The sequence below is a fragment of the Bradyrhizobium valentinum genome (assembly GCF_001440405.1).
GTDB lineage: Bacteria > Pseudomonadota > Alphaproteobacteria > Rhizobiales > Xanthobacteraceae > Bradyrhizobium > Bradyrhizobium valentinum.
Genome location: NZ_LLXX01000050.1, coordinates 99646 through 114132 on the forward strand (window position 1 = coordinate 99646; position 14487 = coordinate 114132).

Here is a 14487-nt window from a genome sequence, read left to right on the forward strand (position 1 = left end):
GCTTCCGCGCTTCCTGTCAATCATCGACAAGCATAGCACCACACGCGATGCGGAGCTTACAAAGCAGATTCCATCGAAATGGCAGGATGGTATTATGGTAGTTGCGCGCTACGGCTTCAAGTTTGGCGGAAGCGGCGGATTTTCGCGCATCAGTGTGATGGTGACGCGACGATTTGCAGGCAATGTCGGATCGTCGGGAAATAATGGCTGGCTGTCGGCCCTGCCGCCGACGGCGTAGATATGGGATGCCGGCAGTCCCTCGCGTTCGAGGATCTGGCGCACGGCATTGGCGCGGTCCGCCGACAGATCGAACGCACTATAATCGCTGCGCGCCGGCAAGAATCCGGCAGACGTGTGGCCGACGATGTTGACCCGCAGCGGTGTCGCCTTCAACGGCACGGCCAGCTTCTGGATCAGCCGGCGGGTACGGTCGTACGGCACCTTGGAGCCGTCGGCGAACATCGAGCGGCCCTCCTGGTCGACGATTTCGAGGTTGAGCCCCTCTTTGGTTTCCTCGAACATGATGTGCTTGGACATTTCGGTCAGTTCCGGCATGTCCTGCAGCGCCTGGCGCAATGAGGCCGAGGCGAGCGCGAACTCGCGATCGACCTTCAGTCGGGCGCCGCTTTCACGCTGACGGTCCTTGTCATCGGGTGTCGGGGTATTGGAGGAATCCTCGGGGGCAATGTGCTCGACATTCTTCAGTTTCGGCCGCGTCGGCAGGCCGTCGGATTCGACGATTCCCGAATACCGGGACTCGGTCTGCACGCCGAACGCTTCGCGCATCGAGCCGGCGACGATCTTGAGCTTCTGCTGGTCCTGGCTGGAGAACGCAACCAGCATCACGAAGAACGACAGCAATAGCGCCATCAGGTCGGCGAACGTCACGAACCAGCCGTGACCGCCATGCGCCTCTTCGCGTTTTTTCTTGGCCATGCTTTATGTCCGCGCCTGGATGCTATCAGCCGATCAGGCCGGAACCAATTCGCCTTCTTCGTCGCGATGCTTTTCGGGCAGATAGGCCAACAGCATTTCACGCACCAGCGCCGGGCTCTTGGAATCGCGTATCATCAGAATGCCGTCGATGATCAGCGTGCGGTTGGTCTCCTCGTCGATCAGCTTGCCATGCAGCTTGTCGGCGATCGGCAGGCAGATCAGGTTGGCCACCAGCGCGCCGTAAAGCGTCGCCAGCAAGGCCACCGCCATGAAGGGACCGAGCTTCGAGGGGTCCGACATGTTCGAGAACATCTGCACCATGCCGAGCAGCGTGCCGATCATGCCGAACGCCGGCGCGCAATCGCCGATCGCGCGATAAATCTTCGAACCCTCGTTCAGGTGCATCAGAAAGTTGTCGCGATCGCGCTCCATGTTGTCGCGGATGAATTCGAGATCGTAGCCGTCGGCGACGTAGCGGATTCCCTTGGCAAGAAAGGGTTCGTCGGTCTCGACTTTTTCCAGCCCGACCGGGCCCTGCTTGCGGGCGATTTCCGCGATGCGGGCCAGTTCGTCGACCAGATCGCGCGCCGAGAGCCGGCTCATGGTGAAGGCGAATTTCGCGCCGAGCGGCATGCCATGGAGGATCGCGCTGAGCGGAAAGCGGATCAGTGTCGCCGCGGTCGAGCCGCCGAAGATGATGATGACGGCGTGGATGTCATAGAACATCCGGAAGTCACCGCCCATCAGGATCAGCGTCGACAGGACGATGAAGCCGGCAATCAGGCCAACGAGCGTGGTGATATCCATTCTGCACTCCGACGCATACGCGAACTACCGGCCGTCCTGGACGGTCGCGCGGCTCATCCGGAGCTGCGCAGGAGGCACCCTACGACCGCGCCATTAAAGACGCGTAAAGGTTAAACCTAAAGCGTGGTCGTAGAATTGCGGGCTGACTATCCGCACAATCTCAAGGATTCGCTAACCATAGCGGTTGGCGCTCACTGCGCCTGCACGCCGATGCCGGCGGCCTTGATGATCGGCCACCATTTTTCGATCTCGGCCTTCTGGAAGGCGGCCAGTCCTTCCGGCGTCTGCTGCGCGCGCGGCGCAACGTCGAGGCCCAGTTCGCTAAACCTTTTCTGGATCGCCGGGTCCGCTAGTGCCTCTACCGTCGCGGCGTTGAGCTTGGCGATGACATCCTTCGGCGTGCCCTTCGGCGCCCAGAAGCCGAACCAACCCGACATATAGAGGCCGGCCACGCCGCTCTCATCCGCAGTCGGGATATCGGACATCGAGGCCGAGCGCGCTGGCGAGAGATTGGCGAGCGCCTTGATCTTGCCGGCGCGGATCTGCGGCAGCGCCACTGCGCCCTGCACGACCAGCAAGTCCACCGTGCCGGACACCAGATCGGTCATCGCCGGTCCCGCCCCACGATAGGGAATGAACTGCACTTTCTGCTTGGTCAGGTTCTCGAACAACACGCCGGTAACGTTCGCCGCCGCATTCTGGTTGACGAAATTGATCTTGCCGGGGTTTTCCTTCATCCACGCGACCAGCTCGGCAAGCGTGTTCGCCGGCAAGTCTTTCTTGGCGACCATGAGCTGGGGATTGTTTGAAACAAGCGCGATCGGCTCGAAATCCTTTTCGAGGTCGTAGTCGAGCTTGTAGATGATGCTGCCGACATGGGTATCCCATTGCCCGATGTCGAAGGTGTAACCGTCAGGCGCGGCGCGAGCGACGCGGCCGACACCGATGCTGCCGCCGGCGCCGCCGACATTTTCGATCACGACGGACTGCCCGAGGTTCGCGCGCATCCGCTCGGCCATGATCCGGGCGGCGGTGTCAGTCGATCCGCCCGGCGGGAACGGCACGATCAGCGTGATGGGCCGCGAGGGGTAGGTTTGCGCCTCGGCAACCACAACGCCGGAGAGGATCAACAACGACAGCGCCGCCCAAAATCCTCTCATGACGTTCCCCCTCGCCTGTCTCAGGAATCCCGACTTCTTGTCAGTGAATCTCCGCCGAGCGCTTCAGCGCCTCTTTCAGTTTTTCGAGCGTGAAGTCCGGGCTGCGCGCGATCTCCAGGATCGGCGTTTCGCGCCGGCCGCAAAGTTCGGCGGCCTCCGGAATCTTCGCTGCGATGTCGACGGGGATCACGATGGCGCCGTGCTGGTCGGCGTGGACGAGGTCGTCGGAATGCACGGTCATGCCGGCGACGCGCACCTCGCCGCCCCAGTTTTCGGCATGGACCCAGGCATGCGACGGCCCGATCGAACCGGCCAGCGCCTGGAAACCCGGCGCCCATTGCGGGATGTCGCGGATCGAGCCGTCGGTGATGACGCCGAGGCAGCCGAGCGCCTTGTGCACATTGCTCTGCACCTCGCCCCAGAACGCGCCGTAGCCGACATCGGCGCCGTCGATATCCTGGATCACGGTGATGCGCGGGCCGAAACCGGTGCCGACATATTCGTAGTAGGCGATGCGGCGGCGTGCCTGCTCGTCGGGCGGAAGGGTGGATTTGAGCACGGAGCGGATCGTCACGGTGCGGGCATAGCCGACCATCGGCGGCAGGTCGGGGAACGGGCAAACCAGCGGCTTGGTCGTGTAGCCGATCAGGCGGCGTTCGGGTGCGACGATTTCCATCGCATTGCAGATCGTCGGCGTGTCATAGCGCGCCAGCGCCTCGAGGACGGAAGCGGGCAACGGCGCAGTCACGGCTTTGTTCACGGCGTTTTCTCCTGATTTCTTTCGGCCGGCTGTTTTTGAAAGCCGTGCATCACAAGCCCTATAGCCGAGATTGGACGTGAACCCAACTCGGCCTCAGCTCATGGCAGATATCAGATTACGGGCGCGCTCAGTTCAGCCGCGCCGGCCGCTCGTCCTCGGTATCGCTCGCGGCCGGCGAAAAGGTCGCCGCGGGAGTTGACGGCGCGGCCGCTTCAGCCGTCGCAGACGGCGGCGCGGCGGCGGCGGCATTGCGCTCATGGTCGCGATAGGACTTCCAGCCCCACGGCAGGCTCAGGAGATAGAGCACCGAGCCGATCGACAGGATATGCCAGGGATAGCCGATCAGAAGTGCGACGAAGAACACGACAGAGACGAAAACCGGCAGCACCATTTCCGGCGGCACCCGCATCCGCACCGTCTTGCCGGAAAAGACCGGCAGCCGCGACACCATCAGGAACGCGATCAAAAGCGTATAGGCCGCGGTCAGCATGGCCGGCGGCTTCGAGACGCCGAGGAACGCCAGATAGAACGGCAGCATCGCAAGGATCGCACCGGCCGGCGCCGGCACGCCGGTAAAATAATTCGCCGCAAAGGCGGGTTTGTTCGGATCGTCGATACTGGCATTGAAGCGCGCCAGCCGCAGGCCGCCCGCGATCGCAAACACCATCGCCGCGATCCAGCCGCCATTGTTCAGCTCTTGGAGCTGCCAGAAATACAGCATCAGGCCGGGCGCAACGCCGAAATTGACGAAGTCTGCGAGGCTGTCGAGCTCGGCGCCGAATTTCGATTGCCCCTTGATCATGCGCGCGACGCGGCCGTCGACGCCGTCGAGCACGGCTGCGAACACGATGGCGGCGACCGCGAGCTCCATCCGCCCTTCCATGGACAGCCGGATCGCGGTCAATCCGGCGCAGATCGCAAGCAAGGTGATGACGTTGGGCACCAGCATCCGCACCGGGATCGGGCGAAATCGGCGGCGGCGCAGTTCAGGGTACTTGGGATCTGGGGTCAGCATGACTGCTAGTATATAGCAAGCGCCGGCCTTGTCCGCCATTGGCGGCGGCCGCCCCATTTTGGTGACCGGGACTGGTTAATCGGCGCGAAACGTCCGGCCCTGCTCGCTGGAGCCGAAATCGGCCAAAATCGTCTCGCCGGCAACCGCCGTCTGGCCCTCGGAAACCAACGATCGGGTGCCTTCGGGCAGATAAACGTCCAGGCGCGAGCCGAAACGGATCAGGCCGAACCGTTCGCCTGCGCCGATCGACTGGCCCTCGCGCACGAATGAGACAATCCGCCGCGCCACTAGGCCGGCGATCTGGACCACTCCGATCCGTCCGTTGGTCGTCGAGATGACCAGCGAATTGCGCTCATTGTCTTCGCTGGCCTTGTCGAGCTCGGCGTTGATGAAGGTGCCGGGCCGGTAGGCGATGCGGTCGATGCGGCCCGCCACCGGGCTGCGGTTCACATGGCAGTTGAACACGCTCATGAAGATCGAAACGCGCGGCAGAGGCCGGTCGCCGAGACCGAGTTCGGCCGGAGGCAGCACTTGCGCGATCATGGAGACGCGGCCATCGGCCGGCGACACCACGATGCCGTCGCGCACCGGCGTGACACGGACGGGATCGCGGAAGAACAGCGCGCACCACACGGTCAACCCCGCGCCGATCCAGCCCAGCGGTGTCCAGATCCAGAACAGGATTAGGCTGACCAGCGCAAAACCGCCGATGAAGGGATAGCCCTCGGGATGGATCGGCGGGATCTGCGCGCGGATGGAGTTCGCAATCGACATCGAGGCTCACTGTTATCTGGCCAACTTCCCGTTTCGGAAAGTAGCGCCCGTATTTGGATTATTCCGCGGCGGTTGCCAAGGGATCTTTAGACAAGGGATCTTTGGATTTGGGCAGGTCCTTGGGCTGATCGTTGAGCAGATCATCGACCGGCGGCGGGGCGCGGTTCGGCGCCTCGTTGCCGTCGTCGATCTGCGCGAGCTTCTCCCGCGCCGCCTCGGCTTCGCGCTGCCTGTTCCACATACTGGCATAAAGCCCGCCGCACGCCAAAAGCCCAGCGTGGGTGCCGCGCTCGGCGATGCGCCCTTGATCCAGCACGATAATTTCATCGGCGCCGACGATGGTTGAGAGCCGATGGGCGATCACCAGCGACGTGCGGCCACGCGAGACGCGCTCCAGCGCTTCCTGGATTTCATGCTCGGTGTGGCTGTCGAGCGCCGAGGTCGCTTCATCCAGCACCAGGATCGGCGGCGCCTTCAGCACGGTGCGCGCGATCGCCACGCGCTGCTTTTCGCCGCCCGACAATTTCAGGCCGCGTTCGCCGACCTGGGTTTCGTATCCCTTCGGCGAATTGCGGATAAAGCTGTCGATCTGCGCTAGTTGCGCCGCCTCTTCCACCTCGGCATCGCCGGCGTCCCAGCGGCCGTAGCGGATGTTGTAGCGAATAGTGTCGTTGAACAGCACGGTATCCTGCGGCACCATGCCGATCGACGCGCGCAGGCTCGCCTGCGTGACGTTCCTGATGTCCTGGCCGTCGATCAGGATTTTTCCGCTGGAGACGTCATAGAGGCGGAATAGCAACCGCGAGATTGTCGACTTGCCGGCGCCGGAGGGACCGACGATCGCGACCGTCTTGCCGGCGGGCACCTCGAAGCTGAGGCCTTTCAGGATCGGCCGCTCCGGATCATAGGCGAAGCGCACGTCGTCGAAGCGCACATTGCCCGGGCTGACGACCAGCGGCGCAGCGCCCGCGATATCCTTGATCTCCGGATTGCGCGACAGCACGCTGAACATCTTTTCGATGTCGATGATCGCCTGCTTGATCTCGCGGTAGACCATGCCCATGAAGTTCAGCGGCTGGTAGAGCTGGATCATCATGGCGTTGACCATGACGAAATCGCCGACCGTATTGGTGCCGTTGCGCACGCCGAGCGCGCACATCAGCATGGTCGCGGTGAGGCCGAAGGTAAAGATCACCGCCTGCCCGGTGTTGAGCACCGCCAGCGACGTATAGGTTTTCACGCTGTTGCGCTCATAGCGCTCCATCGAATGATCGTAGCGCTCGGCCTCGCGCCTTTCCGCGCTGAAATATTTCACCGTCTCGTAATTGAGTAGCGAATCGATCGCCTTGGTGTTCGCCTCGGTGTCCGAATCGTTCATCTTGCGACGGATCTCGATCCGCCATTCGGTCGCGAGGTAGGTGTAGTACATGTAGATCACGACGGTAACAGCGGTGACCAGCACGTAGCGCCAGTCGAATTGCCACAGCAGCACGGCCATCAAAAGCGAGACCTCGACGATGGTCGGGATCAACTGCAGGATCACCATCCGCACGATCACCTCGATGCCGGTGCGGCCGCGCTCCAGCACGCGCGTCAAGCCGCCGGTCTTGCGCTCCAGATGAAAGCGCAGCGACAATTCGTGCATGTGAACGAAGGTGATGTAGGCGAGCTTGCGCACCGCATGCATCGCGACGCGGGCGAAGATGCCGTCACGCCATTGCGTCAGCACCGCCATCAATACGCGCACCGCGCCGTAGCTTGCGGTCATCAGCAAGGGCGATGCGATCAGCCACAGCATCCAGTTCGACGCTTCGACCGGCGCGGAGCCCGTGCCGTTCAGCGCGTCGATCGCCCATTTGAAGGTGAACGGCACCGTCAGCGTTGCGAGCTTCGCGGCCAAGAGCAGCACCATCGACCAGACCACGCGCATCTTCAGGTCCGCGCGGTCGCCCGGCCAGATATAGGGCCACAGATGCACCAGCGTCCCGATCAGGGTCGCTTTTTCGGGAGCGTTGTCGGCCGCAGCCTGGGCGGGATCGGAGCGCGAATCAGGGTCAGCCATCGCGCTCGCGCCCAACGCAAAATGGCGCACCGGCCGCCGTCAGATGGTTTCTGATGATCTGCATAGGCCCGTCATATAGAGCGTTTAACTCTCCCGTACAGCCTTGAAAGATAAATCTTTCCCCCGTTTGGTTTGATTTCGGGCCTATTTCTGCTGCAGGGTCGAAACGAGCCAGACTTGAGCTTTACTGGGTGCAGTGCCACATGATCTGCATGGATCAAATCAAAACCGAACAAATCAAAACCGTTTGTGTCTATTGCGGCTCCGGCGCCGGCTCCAGCCCCCGCTTTGTCGAAGCTGCCCAAGCCCTGGGAAAGGCTTTTGCCGAGAACAATATCCGGCTCGTCTATGGCGGCGGATCGGTCGGGCTGATGGGCGCGGTCGCCAAGTCGACGCTGGATCACGGCGGCCTGGTCACCGGCATCATCCCGGATTTTCTGAGATCACGCGAGCATGCGCTGTCACGCGTTCAAGAAATGATCGTCACGCCCGACATGCACGAGCGCAAACGGCTGATGTTCGAACGCTCTGACGCCTTCGTGGCGCTGCCCGGCGGCATCGGCACGCTGGAGGAGCTGGTCGAGCAGATGACCTGGCAGCAGCTCGGCCGCCACTCCAAGCCAGTTCTGCTCGCCAATGTCGACGGCTTCTGGGAACCGCTGATCGCGCTTCTGGCGCACATGCGCGAAACCGAATTCATCCGCCCGTCGCTGGACATCGACTTCCTCAAGGCTGAACGGGTCGAGGACATCGTGCCGCGTCTGCGCGCCGCCGCCGCTCGCGCTCCGGCAGGCACCAGGGAAATGGCGCCGGAATTGGCGCGGAAGCTGTAAGTCCGCCCTATACTACGTCGCGGGAAACGTCACCGCCTCGATGCGATTGCCATCGGGATCGACGACGAAGGCGGCGTAATACTTCACGCGATCATGCGGCCGAATTCCTGGCGCGCCGTCGGAGCGGCCGCCCGACTTCAGCGCCGCGGCGTAAAACGCATCGACATCGCCCGTTGTCTTGGCACGAAGGCAGATGTGCATGCCGCTCTCGGGCGGCACGGGCGCCATGCCGGCGCGCAGGTTGATCCAGAACTCGGGATAGGTTTTGCCGAAGCCGATGGTGGCGGGGCGGGAGACGAGGCGTAACAGGCCGAGGGCTGCGAGCGTGGCTTCATAGAAACGCGCGGAGCGTTCGAGGTCGGCGACGCCGACGGAGATATGGTCGATCATTTTCGTCTACCCCAGCCGTCATTCCGGGGCGCATCGAAGATGCGAACCCGGAATCTCGAGATTCCGGGCTCGATGCTTCGCATCGCCCCGGAATGACAGCATCAATCACCTCACACCGGCGCGCCTGATTTCACCAGCTTGTAGACCACCGAATCCATCAGCGCCTGGAACGAGGCGTCAATGATATTCGGCGACACGCCGACCGTGATCCAGCTATCGCCGTTTTCGTCCTCGCTCTCGATCAAGACCCGCGTCACCGCCTCGGTGCCGCCATTGAGGATACGCACGCGGTAATCGATCAGCTTCAGGCCCTCGATGTATCTCTGGTACTTGCCGAGGTCCTTGCGCAGCGCGACGTCGAGCGCATTCACGGGGCCGTTGCCTTCCGCCGCCGAGATCAGCCGCTCGCCGGCGACATCGACCTTGACCACCGCCAGCGCCACCGTGACGCGCTGGCCGTTGGCGTTGTAGCGCTGCTCGACATTGACGTCGAACTGCTCGACCTTGAAATATTCCGGCACCCGGCCAAGCGTGCGCCGCGCCAGCAGGTCGAACGAGGCGTTGGCGGATTCATAGGCATAGCCCGCCGCTTCACGCTCCTTCAACTCCTCGACCAGACGCGCCAGCTTCGGATCGCTCTTCTCATAGGTGATACCGGCGCGATCGAGTTCGGCCATCACGTTGGAGCGGCCGGCCTGATCGGACACCAGCACCTTGCGATGGTTGCCGACGGATTCCGGCAAGACGTGTTCGTAGCTATGCGGGTCCTTCATCATAGCCGAGGCATGAATACCTGCTTTGGTGACGAAGGCGCTTTCGCCGACATAGGCCGCATGCCGATTGGGCGCGCGGTTGAGCATGTCGTCGAGCGTGCGCGACACCTTCGTCAGCGTCGCCATCTTCTCCGCGGTGACGCCGATCTCGAACGCGTCGGAAAATTCGTTCTTCAGGCGAAGCGTCGGGATCAGCGAACAGAGATTGGCGTTGCCGCAGCGTTCGCCGAGCCCGTTCAGGGTGCCCTGGATCTGCCGCGCGCCGGCGCGCACGGCAGCCAGCGAATTTGCAACCGCCTGCTCGGTGTCGTTATGGGCGTGGATGCCGACATGGCTGCCCGGCACATGTTTGATGACGGTACCTACGATGGTCTCGATCTCGTGCGGCATGGTGCCGCCATTGGTGTCGCACAGCACCACCCAGCGCGCCCCGGACTCATAGGCCGCCTTGGCACAGGCCAGCGCGAAATCGGCATTTTCCTTGTAGCCGTCGAAGAAGTGTTCGCAATCGACCATCACCTCGCGGCCGGCAGCCTTCGCCGCGCTGACGCTGTCGCGGATCGAGGCAAGGTTCTCCTCGTTGGTGGTCTCGAGCGCGACCCGAACCTGATAGGCGGAGGATTTGGCGACGAAGCAGATCGCGTCGGCCTTGGCCTCGATCAGCGCCGCGAGCCCTGGATCGTTCGAGGCCGAACGGCCCGGACGGCGCGTCATGCCGAACGCCGTGAATTTGGCGTTCTCGAACTTTGGCCTTTCCGAAAAGAATTCGGTGTCGGCCGGATTGGCGCCGGGATAGCCGCCCTCGACATAATCGATGCCGAGATCATCCAGCATCTGCGCGATGATCTGCTTGTCGTGCAGCGTGAAATCGACGCCGTTGGTCTGCGCGCCGTCGCGCAGGGTGGTGTCGAAGAGATAAAGGCGTTCGCGGCTCATGTCGGAACTCCCGGCCCGGCCCCTGCCAGCGCCTTTTGCATCGTGGTGTTGGCGAGCCATTCGCCGTTGAGCGAGACGGTGTTGCGCTGTTTGGCGGCATAGCCGCGTTTCTTGAAGAAAGGCTCCGCGGTATCGCTGGCGTCGACCGTTAGATGCTTGGCGCCACGTGCGCCGGCCAGTTTTTCCAGCGCGTCGACCAGCATCGACGCAACGCCCTGCCCGGCCACGCTCGGATGTACATAGAGCATATCGATGTGGTCGGCGCCCTTCAGCGAGGCGAATCCAACAGGCGCGTTCTGGATGGTCGCGATCAGCGTCAGTTGTCCCGCCAGCTTCTTGCCGAACGCTTCTTCGTCCTCGGCAGCCTGAGCCCAGGCTTCCTGCTGAGCCTCGCTGTAATCGTCGCCGGTCAGCCCCTCGATGGCGGCAACGAAGATCGCCGCCAGCATCGGAACATCCGCCGGCAAAAACGGTCGCAAGCCAGGTTTGGGCAACGCCTGTCCCATCGCGTCAAAACACTCCGAACAGTCTCAAAGCCAGCACGATCGCGGCAACGATCAGCGCCCATTTGATGAAGATGTAATAACGCCAGTGTTTCGGGAAGGGCGTATCGGGTTTTTCCATCACGCGACCTCCCATGTCGTTACAGGTTTTCCGTCGGCATCCTTGCCGTCCTTGATGGCAACGCCCATCGCGGCGAGTTCGTCCCGGATGCGGTCGGATTCCTTGAAGTCCTTGCGGGCGCGCGCGGCCGCGCGTTCCGCGATCAGGCGATCGACCTGCTCCGGATCGATGCCGCTGGCCTGCTGCTTGCGCCCCTTCCACTCGGCAGCACTCATTGAGAGGAAGCCGAGCAGCCGGAGCGACGCCGCAAACTCGCCGCGTTCTCGCGTGCCACCGGACGCCGCCGCATTGCGCAGGCCGTGCAGGACAGCCATGGCCAGCGCCGTGTTGAGGTCGTCATAGAGCGCCTCAACCAAGGCGGGCGACGGCTCGCTGGCCACGGCGTCGGCGGCGACCGCGTACCAATCGTCGAGCGTCTTCGCGCTCTCTTCCGCACCCTTCAGGGTCCAGTCGAGCGGTGAGCGATAATGCGTCTTCAGCATATTGAGACGCAGCACCTCACCCGGCCAATCGGCAAGCATGTCCCGGATCGTGAAGAAGTTGCCGAGCGACTTCGACATCTTCTCGCTCTCGATCTGCAGGAAGCCGTTGTGCATCCAGACATTCGCCATGCGGTCGGAATGGAAGGCGCAGCAGGTCTGCGCGAGTTCGTTCTCATGGTGCGGGAACACCAGGTCGATGCCGCCGCCATGAATGTCGAACTTCTCGCCGAGATGCTTCCAGGCCATCGCCGAGCATTCGATATGCCAGCCGGGGCGGCCTTGCGCCTTGATGCCCGATGGTGACGGCCATGACGGTTCGCCCGGCTTCGACGGCTTCCACAGCACGAAATCGGTATTGTCGCGCTTGTAGGGGGCGACGTCGACGCGGGCGCCCGCGATCATCTCGTCGAGCGAGCGTTTCGACAACGCGCCATAGCGCGGCATCACGGAATTGGCTTCGTTCATCGCCTGCGGCGAGAACAGCACGTGGTCTTCGGCGACATAGGCAAAACCGCCGGCAACGAGCTTCTCGATGATCGCGCGCATTTCCGGGATGTGCTCGGTCGCGCGCGGCTGCACCGTCGGGGCCAAGCAGCCGAGCGCGGTGACGTCGTCCTGGTATTGGCGATAGGTCTCTTCGGTGACCTTGCGGATCGCCTCGTTCAGCGGCACGCCGGGATAATCGCGTGCGGCGCGGACGTTGATCTTGTCGTCGACGTCGGTGACGTTGCGGACATAGGTGACATGATCAGCGCCATAGCGATGGCGCAGCACGCGAAACAGCACGTCGAACACGATCGCCGCGCGACCATTGCCGATATGGGCGAAGTCATAGACCGTCGGTCCGCACGCATACATGCCGACGTTCTTTGGATCGAGCGGCACAAATGGCCGCTTCTCCTTGGTCAACGTATCGTAGAGGCGCAGTTCCATGGAAACCCATCCCAGAGCCGAGGGCGATTTGAAGTTCCTGCAGTGGTAGCAGCGAGATCGATCAGGAACTTCAAATCGCAGGCGGCACTAAACTTTTAGTTTCTTGCAGCGCACCGGCTCTCGCAATCGCAACCCCATTCGCCGCAAAAACATGCGAATGTGAGAGCCGGTGCGCTGCCGGCCGGGCGTCCAGTGATCTCAGTTTTTGAGAAAAGACGGCCTCAGCCAGCGAATCGCTAGCTGATAATCTCGCGGCAAATGCTGCAGATGGCGAGGAGACCGTTCATGGTTCCACCATTGCGGTATCGGGAGGATGTCGTCAAGGCCTTGCTTGTGCCTGATTTGGGGCCGATCAGGCCGCCGAATCCCGCCCCATTCGCTGCCGCCGTTCGGGCTCATGGTTAATCATTATTAACCCTTTGGGCCTATCTGTGCGGGGCGATCCCTTGCCCCTGCCGGTGTCATTCCATGCGACTTTCCTCCGCGCTCATTACCAGCGTCTTCCTGCTTGCCGCCTCGGCGGCCTCCGCCGACAGCCGCGTCTTCATCGTCGCCAACCAGGCTGATGGTTACGGCGTCGACGAGTGCCTCGCCAGGGGCGACAAGTGTGGCGCCCATGCCGCCCGCTCCTATTGCCAGTCACGGGAATTTGCACAGGCGACCGCCTATCGCCGCGTCGATCCCGACGAAGTCACCGGCGCGATTCCAAGCCGCGGCGGCGACCGCTGCTCAGGCCCCGCATGCGGCGAATACGTCGCCATCACCTGCCAGCGCTAGAGACAATTATTCCGAAGAATCAAGGGCTGGTTGCCACATCTGCGCCCCGGAAACGACGTGACGCTGCCCCGAGAAGCAGGTATTGGATGCGGCCTTGGCCGCAGAACGCCGCCTTGGCCGCGCCATCAGGCTGACAAGCCGCGCGGATCAGCTCTCTCATGGCCGGATATGCTGGAAATTCGCAACGCTCCCCTCTCCCTTCGGATTTTGACCTGCACCATCCTGCTCGGCATCGCCGCCCAGGGCGCACCCGCCGTGGCGCAGACGAACGAGGACGCCATGGCGCAGATGAGCCAGGACGCCCCGCCGCCGCAGCAGCAGGGCGCGCAGGCCAATCCGATCTGCATCCGGCTCGAAGGACAATTGGCGACCATCGACCGTGGCGCCGGCACCGGCGACCCGGCCAAGGATGAACAGATCCGCCGCTATCAGGAGGCCCAGGCCAAGCAGCAGGCCGAACTCGATCGGGTCACGCAGCAGGCCAAGCGCATGGGCTGCGAAAGCTCGGGCTTCTTCTCGCTGTTCAACGGGCGTTCCGCGCAGTGCGGTCCGGTGAACAACCAAATTCAGCAGATGCGTTCCAATCTCGACCAGATCACCACCAGCCTGGAGCGCCTGCGCAGCGGCGGCATCGGCGGCGCCGACCGCGAAAACCAGCGCCGCTCGGTGCTGACGGCGCTCGCGCAGAACAATTGCGGCCCGCAATATGCCGCCGCCGCGCGCGGTCCCGGTAACTTCATCGACAGCCTGTTTGGCAACAACCAGACGCTCCCGCCGCCCAGCGCCGAACTCGGCCCGCCCTCCGGCACCTTCCGCACCGTCTGCGTCCGCACCTGCGACGGCGGTTACTTCCCGGTGTCGTTCGCTACCTACCAGGCGCGATTTCAGGACGACGAGAGGACCTGCAAGGCACTTTGCCCAGCGACGGAAGCGACGCTGTTCACCTATCGCAACCCCGGCGAAGACATCAACCAGGCGGTCTCGGTCAACGGCCAGCCTTATACGTCGCTGCCGAACGCGTTCAAATTCCGCACCGAGTTCAACCCGTCCTGCGCCTGCAAGGCCGCCGGCCAGACCTGGTCGGAAGCGCTGAAGTCGGTCGACGACAGGGCCGGGGTCGAACAAGGCGACATCATCGTCACCGAAGAGAGCGCGAAGCGGATGCAGCAGCGCGCACAGCCGAAGGGCGCGCAGCCGCCCCCGGCCAAGAAGGGCACTGCGCCCG

General features: G+C 63.0%; 14 protein-coding genes. 3 read left to right on the forward strand and 11 right to left on the reverse strand.

Annotated elements, in window-relative coordinates; translation table 11 throughout:
• Positions 1–108: 108 nt before the first annotated feature.
• The 7 genes from CP49_RS09115 to CP49_RS09145 form a co-directional block, all read right to left on the reverse strand.
• Positions 109–936 (reverse strand): OmpA/MotB family protein, encoded by an 828-nt coding sequence (locus tag CP49_RS09115; RefSeq protein ID WP_057849934.1) that lies wholly within the window; start codon positions 934–936, stop codon positions 109–111.
• 33 nt (positions 937–969) lie between these two features.
• Positions 970–1743 (reverse strand): motility protein A, encoded by a 774-nt coding sequence (locus CP49_RS09120; RefSeq protein ID WP_057849935.1) that lies wholly within the window; start codon positions 1741–1743, stop codon positions 970–972.
• Between the two features lie 191 nt (positions 1744–1934).
• Positions 1935–2903 carry a Bug family tripartite tricarboxylate transporter substrate binding protein gene (locus tag CP49_RS09125; protein ID WP_057849936.1) on the reverse strand — a complete coding sequence of 323 codons (969 nt, stop codon included), beginning with the start codon at positions 2901–2903 and terminating at the stop codon, positions 1935–1937.
• A 40-nt stretch (positions 2904–2943) separates the two neighbouring features.
• Positions 2944–3663, reverse strand: a complete 720-nt coding sequence (locus CP49_RS09130) for an RraA family protein (RefSeq protein ID WP_057849937.1) — start codon at positions 3661–3663, stop codon at positions 2944–2946.
• Positions 3664–3790: 127 nt separating this feature from the next.
• A complete protein-coding gene (locus tag CP49_RS09135) occupies positions 3791–4678 on the reverse strand; it encodes a CDP-alcohol phosphatidyltransferase family protein (RefSeq protein WP_245310617.1) in 888 nt (295 codons plus the stop codon).
• Positions 4679–4753: 75 nt separating this feature from the next.
• A complete protein-coding gene (locus CP49_RS09140; RefSeq protein ID WP_057849938.1) occupies positions 4754–5452 on the reverse strand; it encodes a phosphatidylserine decarboxylase in 699 nt (232 codons plus the stop codon).
• Positions 5453–5510: 58 nt separating this feature from the next.
• Complete coding sequence (locus tag CP49_RS09145; RefSeq protein ID WP_057849956.1) at positions 5511–7514, reverse strand: ABCB family ABC transporter ATP-binding protein/permease; 2004 nt, start codon at positions 7512–7514, stop codon at positions 5511–5513.
• A gap of 212 nt (positions 7515–7726) precedes the next feature.
• On the opposite strand from CP49_RS09145, the gene CP49_RS09150 reads away from it, so the two are divergent.
• Positions 7727–8347 (forward strand): LOG family protein, encoded by a 621-nt coding sequence (locus tag CP49_RS09150; RefSeq protein ID WP_057849957.1) that lies wholly within the window; start codon positions 7727–7729, stop codon positions 8345–8347.
• 12 nt (positions 8348–8359) lie between these two features.
• Here the strand turns inward: CP49_RS09150 and CP49_RS09155 are convergent, their stop codons facing one another.
• The 4 genes from CP49_RS09155 to cysS form a co-directional block, all read right to left on the reverse strand.
• A complete protein-coding gene (locus tag CP49_RS09155) occupies positions 8360–8737 on the reverse strand; it encodes a VOC family protein (protein WP_057849939.1) in 378 nt (125 codons plus the stop codon).
• A gap of 110 nt (positions 8738–8847) precedes the next feature.
• Positions 8848–10446: a citramalate synthase gene (cimA, locus tag CP49_RS09160; RefSeq protein ID WP_057849940.1), complete on the reverse strand. Its 1599-nt coding sequence runs from the start codon at positions 10444–10446 to the stop codon at positions 8848–8850.
• Entirely contained in the window at positions 10443–10952 is a 510-nt protein-coding gene (locus CP49_RS09165) for a GNAT family N-acetyltransferase (RefSeq protein WP_057849941.1), read from the reverse strand. The genes cimA and CP49_RS09165 overlap by 4 nt, the downstream gene beginning before the upstream one ends.
• A gap of 117 nt (positions 10953–11069) precedes the next feature.
• Positions 11070–12485 (reverse strand): cysteine--tRNA ligase, encoded by a 1416-nt coding sequence (gene cysS / locus CP49_RS09170; protein WP_057849942.1) that lies wholly within the window; start codon positions 12483–12485, stop codon positions 11070–11072.
• A 468-nt stretch (positions 12486–12953) separates the two neighbouring features.
• Between cysS and CP49_RS09175 the strand changes: the two genes are divergently transcribed.
• Together CP49_RS09175 and CP49_RS09180 are read left to right on the forward strand one after the other, a co-directional pair.
• Positions 12954–13262 carry a hypothetical protein gene (locus CP49_RS09175; RefSeq protein ID WP_057849943.1) on the forward strand — a complete coding sequence of 103 codons (309 nt, stop codon included), beginning with the start codon at positions 12954–12956 and terminating at the stop codon, positions 13260–13262.
• Positions 13263–13430: 168 nt separating this feature from the next.
• A partial coding sequence (locus CP49_RS09180; RefSeq protein ID WP_082645945.1) for a DUF2865 domain-containing protein occupies positions 13431–14487 on the forward strand: 1057 nt, incomplete at its 3' end.